16 protein-coding genes are annotated in these 14261 nt (G+C 63.5%); 5 read left to right on the top strand and 11 right to left on the bottom strand.

Annotation, left to right across the window (positions count from 1 at the left end):
- The first annotated feature begins 133 nt into the window (after positions 1-133).
- The 4 genes from E7681_RS06185 (at position 134) to E7681_RS06170 (ending at position 4621) form a co-directional block, all read left to right on the top strand.
- A complete protein-coding gene (locus E7681_RS06185; protein ID WP_136338389.1) occupies positions 134-1150 on the top strand; it encodes an amino acid ABC transporter substrate-binding protein in 1017 nt (338 codons plus the stop codon).
- Positions 1151-1279: 129 nt separating this feature from the next.
- Positions 1280-2527 (top strand): amino acid ABC transporter permease, encoded by a 1248-nt coding sequence (locus E7681_RS06180; RefSeq protein WP_136338388.1) that lies wholly within the window; start codon positions 1280-1282, stop codon positions 2525-2527.
- A 1-nt stretch (position 2528) separates the two neighbouring features.
- Positions 2529-3818: an amino acid ABC transporter permease gene (locus E7681_RS06175; RefSeq protein WP_136338387.1), complete on the top strand. Its 1290-nt coding sequence runs from the start codon at positions 2529-2531 to the stop codon at positions 3816-3818.
- Positions 3819-3829: 11 nt separating this feature from the next.
- The gene (locus tag E7681_RS06170; protein WP_136338386.1) at positions 3830-4621 is read left to right on the top strand and encodes an amino acid ABC transporter ATP-binding protein; all 792 of its coding nucleotides are present in this window, start codon (positions 3830-3832) and stop codon (positions 4619-4621) included.
- 141 nt (positions 4622-4762) lie between these two features.
- Here the strand turns inward: E7681_RS06170 and E7681_RS06165 are convergent, their stop codons facing one another.
- From E7681_RS06165 to argB, 3 genes are read right to left on the bottom strand one after another with little or no spacing between them, the layout of a single operon-like run.
- The gene (locus tag E7681_RS06165; RefSeq protein ID WP_136338385.1) at positions 4763-5263 is read right to left on the bottom strand and encodes a SixA phosphatase family protein; all 501 of its coding nucleotides are present in this window, start codon (positions 5261-5263) and stop codon (positions 4763-4765) included.
- Positions 5260-5898 carry a ferredoxin gene (locus tag E7681_RS06160; protein ID WP_136338384.1) on the bottom strand — a complete coding sequence of 213 codons (639 nt, stop codon included), beginning with the start codon at positions 5896-5898 and terminating at the stop codon, positions 5260-5262. Before E7681_RS06160 ends, E7681_RS06165 begins: the two co-directional genes overlap by 4 nt.
- A complete protein-coding gene (argB, locus tag E7681_RS06155; RefSeq protein WP_136338473.1) occupies positions 5895-6779 on the bottom strand; it encodes an acetylglutamate kinase in 885 nt (294 codons plus the stop codon). The genes E7681_RS06160 and argB overlap by 4 nt, the downstream gene beginning before the upstream one ends.
- Before the next feature lie 133 nt (positions 6780-6912).
- Here argB and E7681_RS06150 point away from each other — a divergent pair, with 133 nt between their 5' ends.
- A complete protein-coding gene (locus E7681_RS06150; protein ID WP_136338383.1) occupies positions 6913-7647 on the top strand; it encodes an SDR family NAD(P)-dependent oxidoreductase in 735 nt (244 codons plus the stop codon).
- 57 nt (positions 7648-7704) lie between these two features.
- Here E7681_RS06150 and yihA read toward each other — a convergent pair whose 3' ends face one another.
- The 8 genes from yihA to rpmH all read right to left on the bottom strand — a co-directional run bounded on the left by yihA (position 7705) and on the right by rpmH (position 14252).
- Positions 7705-8355 (bottom strand): ribosome biogenesis GTP-binding protein YihA/YsxC, encoded by a 651-nt coding sequence (gene yihA, locus E7681_RS06145; protein WP_136338382.1) that lies wholly within the window; start codon positions 8353-8355, stop codon positions 7705-7707.
- On the bottom strand, positions 8355-9104 hold the full coding sequence (locus E7681_RS06140; protein WP_136338381.1) for an MOSC domain-containing protein: 750 nt from the start codon (positions 9102-9104) through the stop codon (positions 8355-8357). Before E7681_RS06140 ends, yihA begins: the two co-directional genes overlap by 1 nt.
- On the bottom strand, positions 9101-10888 hold the full coding sequence (gene yidC / locus E7681_RS06135) for a membrane protein insertase YidC (protein WP_136338380.1): 1788 nt from the start codon (positions 10886-10888) through the stop codon (positions 9101-9103). The genes E7681_RS06140 and yidC overlap by 4 nt, the downstream gene beginning before the upstream one ends.
- 107 nt (positions 10889-10995) lie before the next feature.
- Positions 10996-12519, bottom strand: a complete 1524-nt coding sequence (locus E7681_RS06130; RefSeq protein ID WP_136338379.1) for a putative bifunctional diguanylate cyclase/phosphodiesterase — start codon at positions 12517-12519, stop codon at positions 10996-10998.
- A 56-nt stretch (positions 12520-12575) separates the two neighbouring features.
- On the bottom strand, positions 12576-13448 hold the full coding sequence (gene ttcA, locus E7681_RS06125) for a tRNA 2-thiocytidine(32) synthetase TtcA (protein ID WP_136338378.1): 873 nt from the start codon (positions 13446-13448) through the stop codon (positions 12576-12578).
- A gap of 2 nt (positions 13449-13450) precedes the next feature.
- Positions 13451-13684, bottom strand: coding sequence for a membrane protein insertion efficiency factor YidD (gene yidD / locus E7681_RS06120; RefSeq protein ID WP_136338377.1), 234 nt, complete (start codon positions 13682-13684; stop codon positions 13451-13453).
- Positions 13681-14097 carry a ribonuclease P protein component gene (rnpA, locus tag E7681_RS06115; RefSeq protein ID WP_136338376.1) on the bottom strand — a complete coding sequence of 139 codons (417 nt, stop codon included), beginning with the start codon at positions 14095-14097 and terminating at the stop codon, positions 13681-13683. The genes yidD and rnpA overlap by 4 nt, the downstream gene beginning before the upstream one ends.
- Positions 14098-14117: 20 nt before the next feature.
- Positions 14118-14252, bottom strand: coding sequence for a 50S ribosomal protein L34 (gene rpmH, locus E7681_RS06110; RefSeq protein WP_043868490.1), 135 nt, complete (start codon positions 14250-14252; stop codon positions 14118-14120).
- Positions 14253-14261 lie beyond the last annotated feature (9 nt).

Below are 14261 nucleotides of genomic sequence, written 5' to 3'. Positions count from 1 at the left end.
CTTGACCTTTGGGACTGAATCCGCCCAATCTTCGGACACTGAGGGGCGAGAGCCCTTTCAAGTTTCTAGCCCGATCTGAGAGGATCGGATCAACCGCCAAAATAATCAGGCGGAAAATCAGGAAGAGGTAAAAATGAAAAAATCCGTATTTCTGGGCGCTTTGACTGTCGCCGGTCTGGCCGCAGGCGTTGCCGCAGCCGGAACCCTGGAGGACGTGAAGGCCCGCGGCAAACTGCGTTGCGGCGTGACCACCGGTCTGGTGGGCTTTGCGGCACCTGACGCGAACGGCCACTGGGACGGTTTCGACGTCGGCATGTGCCGCGCCGTTGCTGCCGCCGTTCTGGGCGATGGCGAAGCCGTGGAATTCGTGCCGACCACCGGCAAGACCCGCTTTACCGCGCTGGCGTCGGGCGAAGTCGACCTGCTGGCCCGTAACACCACCTGGACCTACTCGCGCGATGTCGACCTGAAGTTCGAATTCGTCGGCACCAACTACTACGACGGTCAGGGCTTCATGGTTCCCAAGGCACTGGGCGTGTCCTCGGCCAAAGAGCTGGACGGCGCCACCGTGTGTATCCAGACCGGCACCACCACCGAGCTGAACCTGGCGGACTTCTTCCGCGCCAACAACATCAGCTACGAGCCGGTTCCGATCGAAACCAACGCCGAAGCTCAGCAGCAGTTCCTGGCCGGTGCGTGCGACGTGTACACCACCGACGCCTCGGGCCTGGCCGCAACCCGCGCCACCTTTGAGAACCCGGGCGACTTCGTCGTGCTGCCGGAAATCATCTCGAAAGAGCCGCTGGCACCGCTGGTCCGCCATGGCGACAGCGAATGGGCCGACGTCGCCCGCTGGACCCTGAACGCGCTGATCGCAGCCGAAGAGTATGGCATCACCTCGGCCAACATCGACGAGCTGGCCAAAGGCACCAACAACCCGGAAATCAACCGCGTTCTGGGCACCGAAGGCAACCTGGGCGAAATGCTGGGCCTGTCGGCTGACTGGGCCTACAAGGCGATCAAGGTCAACGGCAACTACGGTGAACTGTTCGAAAAGACCATCGGTTCGAACACCCCGATCGGTCTGTCGCGCGGTCTGAACGCACAATGGACGGATGGCGGCCTGCTCTACAGCCCGCCCTTCCGCTAAGAGCTTGAAAAACAGAGGGGCGCGGGGAAATCCCGCGCCCTTCCTCCTCTTGTGACAAGTGAATAATTCGGCCACCGGCCCATCAGGGACCGCAGAAAAACCACCGGCCGAAAGACGGGGAAACACCCAATGACCACATTGACCGACCCTCCGAAGGAGTCGTTTCGGCTATCTATGCTGATTTACGACACCCGGTACCGATCCATGACCATTCAGGTCGTGGCGATGCTGGGATTCATGCTGCTGTTCGCCTGGCTGATCAACAACACGGCGCAGAACCTGCACGATCTGGGCAAAGAGCCCTCGTTCAGCTTTCTGGCCGATCCGGCCGGCTATGACATCAACCAGCGCCTGATCGACTACGATTCCCAAAGCACCCACCTGCGTGCCGCAGTGATCGGGTTCCTGAACACCATCCTGGTGGCCGTCATGGGCTGCATCACCGCGACGGTGCTGGGTGTGTTCATCGGCGTCGCTCGCCTGTCCAAGAACTGGCTGATCGCCCGGATCATGACCATCTACGTGGAAACCTTCCGCAACGTGCCCGTGCTGTTGTGGATCGTGTTCACCATGGCCATCCTGATCGAGACGCTGCCCGCACCCCGCGCCTATAAGGGGGTCGAGACGGGTGCCCTGGTTCTGACCAACAGGGGGGTCTACGTTCCCGAGCCGCTGTTCACCAACAGCCTGGGCAACCTGCATTTCTTTGCCGGGTCGCCCGCTCGTTTCGACGTTTCGCTGGACCTGATCGCGGTGCTGATCGCGCTGGCCGGCGGCCTGATCGCGCGGCACTTCATCAATGCCCGCGCCCACCGCATTCAGAATGTCACCGGCAAGCGCCCGAAGACCTGGCATATCAACATGGCCGTCGTGGTGCTGCCCGTGGTCGCGGTGCTGGTCGCGCTGGGGTTCTACCTGGGTTACCCGCAACTGAAGGGCTTCAACTTCCAGGGCGGGATTTACATGCGCAACTCGTTGATCGCGTTGTGGCTGGCCCTGTCGCTGTACACCGCCGCCTTCATCGCGGAAAACGTGCGCGCCGGTATCCTGGCTATCTCCAAGGGTCAGACCGAGGCCGCAAGCGCCCTGGGCCTGCGTCCCAAGCGAGTGATGAGCCTGGTGATCCTGCCGCAGGCGCTGCGGGTGATCATCCCGCCGCTGATCTCGCAGTATCTGAACCTGACCAAGAACTCGTCCCTGGCAATCGCCGTGGGCTACATGGATCTGACCGGCACCCTGATGGGCATCACGCTGAACCAGACCGGCCGCGAGCTGGAGACGGTTCTGATCGGCATGCTGATCTACCTGACCATCAGTCTGAGCATCTCAGCCGTGATGAACTGGTACAACAACCGCGTCAAACTGGTGGAGAGGTAACATGAGCGATATCTCTTTTGTTCGCACGGAAATGCTGCCGCAGCAGGCCCCGCCCGCAACCTCGGTCGGTGTCATCGGCTGGATGCGCGCAAACCTGTTCTCGGGCTGGCTGAACTCGGTCCTGTCCGTCGTCAGCGGTGCATTCATCCTGTACGTCGTCTGGTTCCTGCTGTCCTGGACGCTGTCGCCGACCTGGGCTGCGGCCTCGTTGAACGAATGCCGGGAAATCCTGGCGGGTCACGAAGGCGCCTGCTGGGGCGTGATCCGGGACCGCTGGGTGCAGCTGCTGTTCGGGTTCTACCCGTCCGAGCTGTACTGGCGTCCGATCCTGACCTTTGTGCTGCTGTTCGTGGCACTGGCCCCGGTGCTGTTTTCCGAAAAAGTACCGGCCAAGCTGATCTACTTCTCGGCGGCCTTCCCGTTCATCATGCCGTGGATGCTGTGGGGCGGGACGATCTGGGGGCCGCTGACCGCAGCCGCCGGTTTCGTGATCGGCTACGTGGTGTTCAAGGCCGTTGACCGCGCCGTCGGCAGCCTGGCCGGGATCATCGCAGGCGTTGCCGCATCGCTGGTGTGGTGGCTGCTGCTGGCCGGCCCGGTCTCGGGTACGCTGGGTGACGTGCTGAACATCGGCCTGACCCCGGTCGAAAGCCGCTATTTCGGCGGGATGATGCTGTCGATCACCATCGGCGTCGTCGCCATCGCCTGCTCGCTGCCGATCGGCATCGTGCTGGCACTGGGGCGCCGGTCGGACCTGCTGATCGTCAAATCGCTGTGCGTCGGCTTTATCGAGTTCATCCGGGGCGTTCCGCTGATCACGCTGCTGTTCGTGGCGTCGACCCTGCTGAACATCTTCATGCCGCCGGGCACCAACTTCGACATCATCATGCGCGTCATCATCATGGCCACGCTGTTCGCATCCGCCTACATGGCCGAGGTGATCCGCGGCGGTCTGGCGGCCCTGCCCAAGGGCCAGTACGAAGGCGCGGATTCGCTGGGGCTGGACTACTGGCAGTCGCAACGTCTGGTCATCATGCCCCAGGCGCTGAAGATCTCGATCCCCGGCATCGTGTCCACGTTCATCGGCCTGTTCAAGGACACCACGCTGGTGTCGGTGATCGGCCTGCTGGACCCGCTGGGCCTGTCGAACGCCATCCGCGCGGACGCCGCATGGAACGGGGTCGTTTGGGAACTGTACGGCTTCATCGCCTTCCTGTTCTTCGTCTTCTGTTTCTCCATGTCCCGCTATTCCATGTACCTCGAGCGCAAGCTCAGGACCGACCATCACTAAGGAGATCGCACATGTCTGAACTTGCTATCGACCGCGATATCGACCGCTCGAAAATGACCGTCTCGGACGAGGTGGCCATCGAGATTTCCAACATGAACAAGTGGTACGGGTCCTTTCACGTGCTGCGCGACATCAACCTGACCGTCAACCGCGGCGAACGCATCGTCATCGCGGGCCCCTCGGGGTCCGGCAAATCGACGCTGATCCGCTGCATCAACCGCCTGGAAGAACACCAGTCGGGCAAGATCGTCGTGGACGGGACAGAGCTGACCTCGGATCTGAAGAACATCGACAAGATCCGCTCCGAGGTGGGGATGTGCTTCCAGCACTTCAACCTGTTCCCGCACCTGACCATCCTGGAAAATTGCACGCTGGCCCCGATCTGGGTCCGCAAGGTCCCCAAGAAAGAGGCCGAGGCGACCGCGATGCACTTCCTGGAAAAGGTGAAAATCCCGGACCAGGCGCATAAGTACCCCGGCCAGCTGTCCGGTGGTCAGCAGCAACGTGTGGCGATCGCCCGCTCGCTGTGCATGAAGCCGCGGATCATGCTGTTCGACGAACCGACCTCGGCGCTGGACCCCGAGATGATCAAAGAGGTGCTGGACACCATGATCGAGCTGGCCGAGGAAGGCATGACCATGCTCTGCGTGACGCACGAGATGGGCTTCGCCCGCCAGGTCGCCAACCGAGTGATCTTCATGGACCAGGGCCAGATCGTGGAACAGAACGAACCCGAAGAGTTCTTCAACAACCCGAAATCCGAGCGGACCAAACTGTTCCTGTCGCAGATTCTGGGTCACTAAACCCACATCCAAACCAACCAAAGGCGCGCCACACCGGGCGCGCCTTTTCTGTTTCTTTCTGACTGGAAATACTCCCGCCGGAGGCCCGGAAAATTTCAAATTTTCCGGACAAAATTCTTTGAAAGAATTTTGCCCCCGACCTCAGCCATCGATCACTTCCCGGGGGACAGCGAAATCGACAGCGGTGCCGGTACCGAAAGAGACGTCGGCCCAATCGGCAACCGGAAAATTCGCAACCAGCGTGGCGCAGGTCGGGTAGTCGTAAAACCGCGGATGGGTCACCGGACGGGTCAAAAGGCGCTCGGCGAATTCGGCGATGCCGGGGTTGTGGCCCAGCATCAACACGCACCCCGCCGTTCCCGCGCCCTGCAGCACGTCCATCATCATGGCCGGCCCCGCGTGATAGAGGCGCGGCAGGAACTGCGCTTCTGCCTCCAGCTTCAGCCGGGCAAAGGTTTCGCGGGTGCGGGTGGCGTCCGAGACCAGCGCCAGGTTGGGCAGATCCCCTCGCGCGCGCAGCCAGTCGCCCATCGCCGTGGCCGAGGCCCGTCCACGCGGGTTCAGCGGGCGGGCGTGGTCGGGCTGGGTGGGGTCATCCCAATCGGATTTCGCGTGGCGCATCAGGATCAGGCGCAGGCTCATAGGAAGGCCCTCATGTGGAATGCGGATTGCGCCTCGATCCGGCCGAAGCTTTGGCTGATCGGGCAGGCGCGGCGGGCGGCGCAGCCGCGCTCCAGGCAGTCGCGGCCTTCGGGTGTGGCAAGGTAGGCCTTGCACGCGGGCACGTCGTAGCCGCCCCCGGCGAAGGCATCCACCGGGCAGGTGGTGGCGCAGGGTTGGGCGCAGCTGGGGCAGGGCGAGGTGGGCAGGGGTGGCAGCTCCAACCGCTCGGCAAAGCCGAGGGCGCCGCGATACGAGATGAACAGGCCTGCGACGTCATGCACCAGAAACTGGATCGGCGAGGGCCAGGCACGGCCGCTGTCGGTGGCCCAGCGAAAGAACGGGGCATGGGGCGGGCCGCCGAAGGGGTAGAAGGGCTGCGCGCCCAGTTCCTTGGCCAGACCGCCGATCACACGGGCGGACCAGCGATCCATCGGCGACGGCTGGCTGTCCTGTGCCTCGGGGCTGGCCGAGAAGACGGGCCAGAAGGCGGGCTCGTCCGGGCCCAGCAGGACCAGCGTGCCGATCCCGGGCAGGTCCGTGGGATGAAACGCCCCCCGGATGCACAGATGCCGCCCAAGGGCGGCATCGGCAATCTGTTGGTAGCTCGCGCTCATTCGTCCGGATGGGTGGGCGTCACCCGTGGCGCGGTCGAGCGGATGATGGAGCCCGCGCCATGCTCGGTGAACAGTTCCAACAGCGAGGCGTTGGGCAGGCGGCCGTCCAGAATGACCACGGCGCGCACGCCCTGATCCAGCGCGGCCAGCGCGGTTTCGGTCTTGGGGATCATGCCGCCAGCAATGGTGCCGTCGGCGATCATCTCGCGCACTTGTTCGGGGGTGATCTGGGTCAGAACCTCGCCGTCCTTGCCCTTGACGCCCGGCACGTCGGTCAGCAGCAGCAGGCGGTCGGCCTTCAGCGCGCCGGCGATGGCACCGGCAGCGGTATCGCCGTTGACGTTGAAGGTTTCGTTATCGGCCATGCCGGTGGCGACGGGTGCGATGACGGGGATGATCCCGGCGGCACACAGATCGCGGATCACCTGCACGTTCATTTCCACGGGGCGACCGACAAAGCCCAGTTCGGGGTCGTCGGCGACGCAGACCATCAGGTCGTCATCCTTGCCCGAGATGCCGACTGCGCGGCCGCCTTCGTCGTTGATCGCCTGCACGATGCGCTTGTTCACCAGACCCGAGAGGATCATCTCGACCACCTCGACGGTGGCCTTGTCGGTGACGCGCTTGCCGCGGACCCATTCGCTGACGATGCCAAGCTTTTTCAGCATGTCGTTGATCATCGGGCCGCCGCCATGCACGACCACGGGGTTCACGCCGACCTGACGCATCAGCACCATGTCGCGGGCGAATTCAGCCATCGCATCATCGTCGCCCATGGCGTTGCCGCCGAATTTGACGACAACCAGCGAGTTGCTGAAGCGTTGAAGGTAGGGCAGGGCCTCGGCCAGGGTGCGGGCGGTGGCGATCCAATCGCGGTTCATGTTCTGCTTCTTCATCATTTGCGTCCCGAAATTCGTCCTGTGTTACAGGGTCTGACTGGGGGTGCCAAGTGCTACGTTGAACTTGGCGATGGCAGTGCTAGGGTTTCAGCTAATCATCCAGGGGTAAAGAGCAATGTCCGAAAGACAAAAAACACTGTTGCTGACAGGGGCCAGCCGGGGCATCGGCCACGCCACCGTGCGCCGTTTCGCACGCGAGGGCTGGCGGGTGATCACCTGCTCGCGCCAGGCGTTTCCAAAGGAATGCCCCTGGGGCGGCGGGTCGGAAAACCACATCCAGATCGACCTGGCCGACCCCACGGACACGATCAACAAGGTCGAGGAAATCCGCGAGAAACTGGACGGCAAGCTGGACGCGCTGGTCAATAACGCCGGGATTTCGCCAAAGGGCCCGGGGGGTGCGCGGCTGAACACGATCGACACGGATCTGATGACCTGGGGCCAAGTGTTCCATGTGAACTTTTTCGCCTCGGTCGTGCTGGCGAGGGGCCTGCGCGAGGAATTGGCCGCTGCGAAGGGCGCGGTGGTCAACGTGACCTCAATCGCGGGGTATCGTGTGCATCCGTTCGCCGGGGCGGCCTATGCGACGTCGAAGGCCGCGCTGAAGGCGCTGACGCGCGAGATGGCCAATGATTTCGGGCCGATGGGCGTGCGGGTGAATGCGATTGCGCCGGGCGAAATCGAAACGGCAATCCTGTCGCCGGGCACGGACAAGCTGATCGAGGACATCCCGATGCGGCGGCTGGGCCAGACCATCGAGGTGGCCAACACGATCTATTTCCTGTGCACCGACGCATCCTCGTACATCTCGGGGACCGAGATCGAGGTGAACGGAGGCCAGCACGTCTGAGCCGGGCGCCGGATTTTTTGAAAAAAATCCGGTCCGAAATCTTTGAAAGATTTCGGGTCAGATCAGGGTGGAGATGATGGCGCGCAAGGTGGGGATGCCGTCGCCTTTTTCCGAGGAGGTCACGATGATCTCGGGGAAGGCGGCGGGGTGTTTGGCCAGCTTTTCGCGCACCTGCTTGAGGATCGCTTCGCGGTCGGCGGCCTTGACCTTGTCGGCCTTGGTCATCACCACCTGAAAGGTGACGGCGGCGCTGTCCAGCAAGGACAGGATTTCCTCGTCCACCTTCTTGATGCCGTGGCGCGAGTCGATCAGCACGAAGGCGCGGCGCAGGTTCTGGCGGCCCGAGAGGTACTGTTTCAGCAGTTTCTGCCATTTCTCGACCACGGCGACGGGCGCGTTGGCGTAGCCATAGCCGGGCAGGTCGACGAGGTAGTGCTCCTCGCCCACGGTGAAGAAGTTGATTTCCTGCGTGCGGCCCGGCGTGTTCGAGGCGCGCGCCAGGCCCTTGCGGCCGGTCAGCGCGTTGATCAGGCTGGATTTTCCGACGTTGGAACGCCCGGCAAAGCAGACCTCGAGCCGGTCCGACGGCGGCAGGCCGGACATGGCGACGACGCCTTTCAGGAAATCGGTCTGGCCCGCGAACATCAGGCGACCCTTTTCCTGGGTCTGGGGATCGGGCTCTTCGGCGATGGGGAACGGCAGGTGCATTACAGGATCTCTACGGGGTCATTGACGGCGACTGTACCGGATTTCGTGACGACAGCGTAGGTGCCGAAATCCTGGTGGCCGTATCGGGTGTTCAGGGCGGCCAGCGTATCGGCATCCTGCACTCCGGTTTCGGGATTGGTGGTGGTGGCGGCGCAGCGGGTGATGCGCTGGACGATCTCCAGCTCGGCCTCGCCAATACGCAGGCGGCGGCCGATCAGATCGAATTCCTGGAAAGGGGCCCAGCCATCGACCCAAAGGTTGCCGCGGAAGCGGTGGACGGACAGGTCCTGGCCCAGATGGCCGCCCAATTCGCGCAGCGAGGCCATGCCCAGCACCGCAAGGAAGGGGTTCGGCCAGTCGGCCAGTGGTTGGCCGGGGATGTGGACAACGCCAGCGGCGGCGGGGCGGGTGTCGGGCCAAAGGGGGCGCACCCAGTCCAGCAGCGCATCGGCCTGGGCAACCGGGTCCAGCGTGATGGTGCCGGCGCGCGGATGCGTCAGGGTGACCAGGCCGGTCGCCTCGTCCAGCGTGGCGCGGATGGCCATCAGCTCGGGCGCGGCAACGCCACGGACGAAGTTGCGCTTGTGCGCCCATTCGGTGGGGTTGGCGCCGAAAGAGGCGGCCTCGTGCGCGATGGCCCACACCCTGTCAAAGGGCAGAGCGCGCCCCCTTGTCAGGGGCGCGCTTTGCAGGGTCTCGTATCCGATGGATTTGATCGGATGCCTTATGATCTGGGCCAGATGGCTCACGTCTTCTTCTTCTTGAAGCTGGACCGGATGTTGCCGAACACATCGGGGCGATACCCGTGGCTACGCATGATCAGGTACTGTTGCGTGAAGGTGATCGTGTTGTTGGTGATCCAGTACAGAACCAGGCCGCTGGCAAAGTTGCCCAGCATGAACATGAACACCCAGGGCATCCAGGCAAAGATCATCGCCTGGGTCGCATCGGTGGGTGCCGGGTTCAGTTTCTGCTGCAGCCACATCGAGATGCCCAGCAGGATCGGCAGGATGCCGAGGCTGACGATCGCGAAGATGCTGTCAGGGCCGGGAACCGGGGTCGACAGCAGGCCGAACAGGTTCAGGATCGAGCTGGGATCGGGCGCCGAAAGGTCCTGAATCCAGCCGAACCACGGTGCGTGACGCAGTTCCAGCGTGACGAAGATCACCTTGTAGAGCGAGAAGAAGATCGGGATCTGGATCAGGATCGGCAGACAGCCCGAGGCGGGGTTCACCTTTTCCTTCTTGTACAGCTCCATCATGGCTTGCTGGACCTTGGCGCGATCGTCACCAGCGGCCTTTTTCAGCTCTTCCATCTTGGGCTGCAGTTCCTTCATCTTCGCCATCGACGAATAGGATTTGTAGGCCAGCGGGAAAACGATCGCCTTCAGCACGACGGTCAGGGCGATGATCGACCAGCCCATGTTGCCGATGAAGCCGTGCAGGAAGTGCAGCAGCTGGAAGATCGGCTTGGTCAGGAAGAAGAACCAGCCCCAGTCGATCGAGTCGACGAATTTCTCGACGCCCTTGTCTTCGTAGGCGCGGATGACTTCCCATTCCTTGGCCCCCGAGAACATCTGGGTCTTGGCCGAAATGGTGGCACCGGGCGCGACGGTTTGCGTCGGCTGCACGGCCTCGGCCTGGAAGATGTCGCGGCGCTCGTCATACTTGATCGCGGATTTGAAGGCGGTGCCCTTGGCCGGGATCAGCGTGGACATCCAGTAGTGATCGGTAAAGCCGATCCAGCCGGTCTCGGTGACCTGGGTCACGTCGGCGCGGGCGCCTTCACGCTCGCTATAGTCCAGATCTTCGAGGTCGCCATAGGTGGTCTCGGTCAGCTCGCCATCGGCCATGCCAACGGTGCCTTCGTGCAGAACGAAGAACTTCTTGGCGTTCTTCGGCTCGCCGTGGCGGACCAGCACACCATAGGGGGCCAGAGAAATCGAAGCGTCGCCAGCGTTGGTGACGGTCTGCTCGACCGAGAACATGTAGTTGTCGTCGATCGACATGATCCGGCGGAAGGTCTGGCCCTTGCCGTTGTCCCAAACCAGCGTGACGGGGGTCGCGGGCGCAAGGGTGCTGCCGCTTTCGACCGCCCAGACGGTGTTCGGGCCGGGCACGCCTTCGGGCGCGATGCCAGCGCCTGCGGCCCAGCCGAACAGCGCGTAATAGGCGTTGTCAGAGCCGACCGGCGACAGGACCTGCACGGTGGGCGAGTCCTTGGCGATGGTTTCGTTGTAGTCCTTCAGGAACAGCTGGTCGATGCGGCCGCCCTGCAGCGAGATCGAGCCCTTCAGGCGCGGAGTGTCGATGGCCAGGCGCGGCGCGTCCGAGGCGGACTCGGCCGTCACGGACTGGCCCGGCGTGGCAGCAGGGGTCGCAGGGGCGACCGGGCTGGTCACCTCGGTGGTGGCGACGGGCGCGTTCGGATCTTCGGCCGGTTTTTCCGGCGGCGGGAAGAGGAGGAACCATACAAGGATAACGACAAAGCTGAGCGCCGTTGCCAAAATGAGGTTCTTGTTCTGATCGTCCATCGGGATCCTAGCCTGTCCTGGTGAAGTTGTGGGTGGTTCAACAGGGGGCGGCTAAAAAGGTCAAGCGGAATCCCCGGATTTCGCCGGGAATGCGGCCTTTCGCTTGTTCAAACCTGCTTGCGTCCGATCAGAGGGGGCTGTTTCAACTTGGCTTCGTGGGCGCGGATCCAGTCCAGCGTCTGGGCAAAGGGCATCGGACGGGCAATGCCGAAGCCCTGCACATAGCCGCAGCCCAGTTGCGCCAGTAGGGTATGTTCGCCCGCGGTTTCCACCCCTTCGGCCAGGGTTTCCAGGCCCAGCCGTTCGGCCATCGACAGGATCGCGGTGACCATGCGCTGTTGTTCGGGGTCGCGGTCCACTTTCATCACGAAGGAACGGTCGATCTTGATCCGTTTCACGGCAAAGCGGCGGATCGAGGAAATCGAGGCATGCCCGGTGCCGAAATCGTCAAGATCGACGGCGCAGCCATATTGCGACAGGGCGTTGATGTTCAGGGCGATCATGTCGTCGGGCGAGGCAGCGACGACGGTTTCCAGCACCTCGATGGTCAGGCGGTCGGGGGACAGTTCGTGTCGGTCCAGCTCCCACTCGATCCGGTTCAGCAGTTTGGGGTTGCGTAGCTCGGCCTCGGAGAAGTTGACGCCGACCGTGGGGATGTGCACCCCGGCGCGATCCCATTCCGCGATTGCGGTGAGGGAGCGGGACAGCATCACCTCGCCCAGCCGTTCCAGCATGCCGGCGCTGGCCAGAACGGGCAGGAAATCGCCCGGCGGGATGATGCCCTGTTGGGGATGAATCCAGCGGGCCAGTGCCTCGAACCCCGAAATCTGGCCGGTATCGGTAGAGATCTGGGGCTGGAACCACGGGTGGATCTGGCCGTCCTCCAGCGCGCGGGCGGCCTGGTCGGTCAGGTTGGCGCGGGTCAGGCGGGGGGCGCGCATGCCTTCGGACCAGGCGCGGATCGCCGAGGGGGCATTGGCGCGCGCGTCGTCCAGCGCGGCCAGCGTGTTCTGCATCATCTTCAGCCCGTTGCGATGGCTGTTCTGTTGGCTGAGGCTGAAACCGATGGAGCAGGACAGGAACACGCTGGTCGAATCCAGCGCGATCGGTTCCTCGACGGCGGCTTGCAGGCGGCGGGCCAGTTGGATCGCGCTTTCCAGATCCAGCAGGCGGACGGGGGCCAAGACGACGGCGACCATGCCCTCTTCGGGGCGCAGGACCAGATCGCCCTGCCGCAGAATCGCGCCGACGCGGTCGGTCACACGCTCCATCACACGTTGGGTGGCGGCGCGGCCGTAGCGATCCAGCAGTTCGTCATGATCGTCCAGCGCGATCAGGTAGATGGCAAAGGCCTTTTGCTGGGCGTGGGCGTCTTGCAGGCGGGATTCGGCGATCACCTCGATCGGGGGCAATTCAGCCGGTTCGACCGGGCGGGCCATCTGACCAAAGCCCCCCGCCAGCGCGTAGAGCATCGGAAAGCCAAGCGAGATGGCCAGCAGATACCCCTCGCCGCCAATCCAGTAGGAGCCCAGCACCGCGGCGGGCAGGAACGCCAGAATATGCGGCCCGGTCAGGGCATAGCGGAGCCTGGTCCGCAGGGGGGGCAGCGCCGGCAGGCGGGTGTGCGACATGGGTGGCCTCTCTTTCCGGTTGTGGGAAAGCTAGGCGCCCGAGTCTCAACGTGGCCTTAACGCAGCTTGGGAATTTCCGTGTCGATTTGCTGAAAATCGTTCTTACCCAGCGCCAGCCCGGCAAAGTCGAACAGCTTGGGGTCCAGCATGTGCGAGGGGCGGATGTTCATCAGCGCGCGGAACATCACCTGACGCCGACCGGGAGAGTTTTTCTCCCATCCATCAAGGATTTGCTTGACCTGCTGGCGCTGCAAACCGTCCTGAGACCCACACAGATCGCAAGGGATGATGGGGTAGTTCATCAGGCGGGCGAACTTCTCGCAATCGGCCTCGGCCACATGAGCGAGGGGGCGGTAAACGAACAGGTCGCCCTCTTCATTGACCAGCTTGGGCGGCATGGTCGCCAGGCGCCCGCCGTGGAACAGGTTCATGAAGAAGGTTTCCAGAATGTCGTCGCGGTGATGGCCCAGCACCACGGCCGAGCAGCCTTCTTCGCGCGCGATTCGGTAAAGGTTGCCGCGCCGCAGACGCGAGCAGAGCGCGCAGTAGGTCCGGCCTTGGGGCACCTTGTCCATGACGACAGAGTAGGTGTCCTGATACTCGATCCTGTGGGGCACGCCCATCTTTTGCAGGAACTCGGGCAGGACGGTGGCCGGGAAACCGGGCTGGCCCTGGTCCAGATTGCAGGCCAGCAGCTCGACCGGCAGCAGACCGCGCCATTTCAGCTCGTGCAGCACGGCCAGCAGGGTGTAGCTGTCCTTGCCGCCCGACAGGCAGACCAGCCAGCGCGCGCCGGGTTCGATCATGCCGTATTGCTCGATCGCTTCGCGGGTGTGGCGGACGATCCGCTTGCGCAGCTTCTTGAAATCGGTGCTGGAGGGCGCACCGTGGAACAGCGGGTGGATGTCGTCGAGATCGTCGTCCAGCATGGTCATTTCTTCTTTGGCTCGGGGACGGGGTCATAGCCGTCGCTGCCCAGGGGGTGACAGCGGCCGATGCGGCGCAGGGCCAGCCAGCTGCCACGGATCGCGCCGTGTTTCTCCAGCGCCTCAAGCGCGTAGGCGCTGCAGGTGGGCTGGTAGCGGCAGTTATACCCGACCCAGGGGCTGAAGATCAGCCGATAGGCGCGCACGGGCAGGGCGGCGATATGGGCGAGGGGCGTCATGAGCGATCCTGATGCAGCTTTTTCAGCGCATAGATAAGGTCGGATTGCAGGTCGACAAAGGGGCGCGCGGCGGTGTCACCGGCGCGGCCGATCAGAACGTAATCCCATCCGGCATGGCCATGCGCGGGCAGGATCATGCGGGCGACCTCTCGCAGCCGCCGTTTGGCGCGGTTGCGGGCGACGGCGTTGCCAACCTTCTTGGAACAGGTAAAGCCCACGCGGATTCCCTGCGCGGGCTCATCAGCGCGACGTTTGCGCGCCTGTACCATCATGCCTTTGGTGCCCTGACGCCGCGCATTGGCGGCTTTCAGGAACTCGGCCCGGGTTTTGAGAACCGTCAGACAAACGGACACCGCCGGGGGCGTATCCCCGGGGCTGGCACTGCCATCCACGGGGGCCTCCGGCGGTGTCATGTCCGTCTGGTCGACCGAGCTTATGCGCTCAGCGACTTGCGGCCGCGTGCACGACGGGCGTTCAGGACCTTGCGGCCAGCTTTGGTTGCCATACGTGCGCGGAAGCCGTGGCGGCGCTTGCGAACCAGGTTCGAGGGCTGGTAGGTGCGTTTCATCGCTCCGTC

The sequence above is a fragment of the Thalassobius vesicularis genome (genome assembly GCF_004799325.1).
In the GTDB taxonomy this organism is placed as follows: domain Bacteria; phylum Pseudomonadota; class Alphaproteobacteria; order Rhodobacterales; family Rhodobacteraceae; genus Thalassobius; species Thalassobius vesicularis.
Note: the sequence above shows the minus strand (reverse complement) of the source record. Positions and strands in the feature narration are given on the sequence as shown.

What these genes read in the sequence shown, in the direction of transcription:
- E7681_RS06185 (WP_136338389.1), top strand. Translation starts at nt 134, where the DNA reads ATGAAAAAATCCGTATTTCTGGGCGCTTTGACTGTCGCCGGTCTGGCC.
- E7681_RS06180 (WP_136338388.1), top strand. Translation starts at nt 1,280, where the DNA reads ATGACCACATTGACCGACCCTCCGAAGGAGTCGTTTCGGCTATCTATG.
- E7681_RS06175 (WP_136338387.1), top strand. Translation starts at nt 2,529, where the DNA reads ATGAGCGATATCTCTTTTGTTCGCACGGAAATGCTGCCGCAGCAGGCC.
- E7681_RS06170 (WP_136338386.1), top strand. Translation starts at nt 3,830, where the DNA reads ATGTCTGAACTTGCTATCGACCGCGATATCGACCGCTCGAAAATGACC.
- E7681_RS06165 (WP_136338385.1), bottom strand. Translation starts at nt 5,263, where the DNA reads ATGAGCCTGCGCCTGATCCTGATGCGCCACGCGAAATCCGATTGGGAT.
- E7681_RS06160 (WP_136338384.1), bottom strand. Translation starts at nt 5,898, where the DNA reads ATGAGCGCGAGCTACCAACAGATTGCCGATGCCGCCCTTGGGCGGCAT.
- argB (WP_136338473.1), bottom strand. Translation starts at nt 6,779, where the DNA reads ATGAACCGCGATTGGATCGCCACCGCCCGCACCCTGGCCGAGGCCCTG.
- E7681_RS06150 (WP_136338383.1), top strand. Translation starts at nt 6,913, where the DNA reads ATGTCCGAAAGACAAAAAACACTGTTGCTGACAGGGGCCAGCCGGGGC.
- yihA (WP_136338382.1), bottom strand. Translation starts at nt 8,355, where the DNA reads ATGCACCTGCCGTTCCCCATCGCCGAAGAGCCCGATCCCCAGACCCAG.
- yidC (WP_136338380.1), bottom strand. Translation starts at nt 10,888, where the DNA reads ATGGACGATCAGAACAAGAACCTCATTTTGGCAACGGCGCTCAGCTTT.
- E7681_RS06130 (WP_136338379.1), bottom strand. Translation starts at nt 12,519, where the DNA reads ATGTCGCACACCCGCCTGCCGGCGCTGCCCCCCCTGCGGACCAGGCTC.
- ttcA (WP_136338378.1), bottom strand. Translation starts at nt 13,448, where the DNA reads ATGCTGGACGACGATCTCGACGACATCCACCCGCTGTTCCACGGTGCG.
- yidD (WP_136338377.1), bottom strand. Translation starts at nt 13,684, where the DNA reads ATGACGCCCCTCGCCCATATCGCCGCCCTGCCCGTGCGCGCCTATCGG.
- rnpA (WP_136338376.1), bottom strand. Translation starts at nt 14,097, where the DNA reads ATGACACCGCCGGAGGCCCCCGTGGATGGCAGTGCCAGCCCCGGGGAT.
- rpmH (WP_043868490.1), bottom strand. Translation starts at nt 14,252, where the DNA reads ATGAAACGCACCTACCAGCCCTCGAACCTGGTTCGCAAGCGCCGCCAC.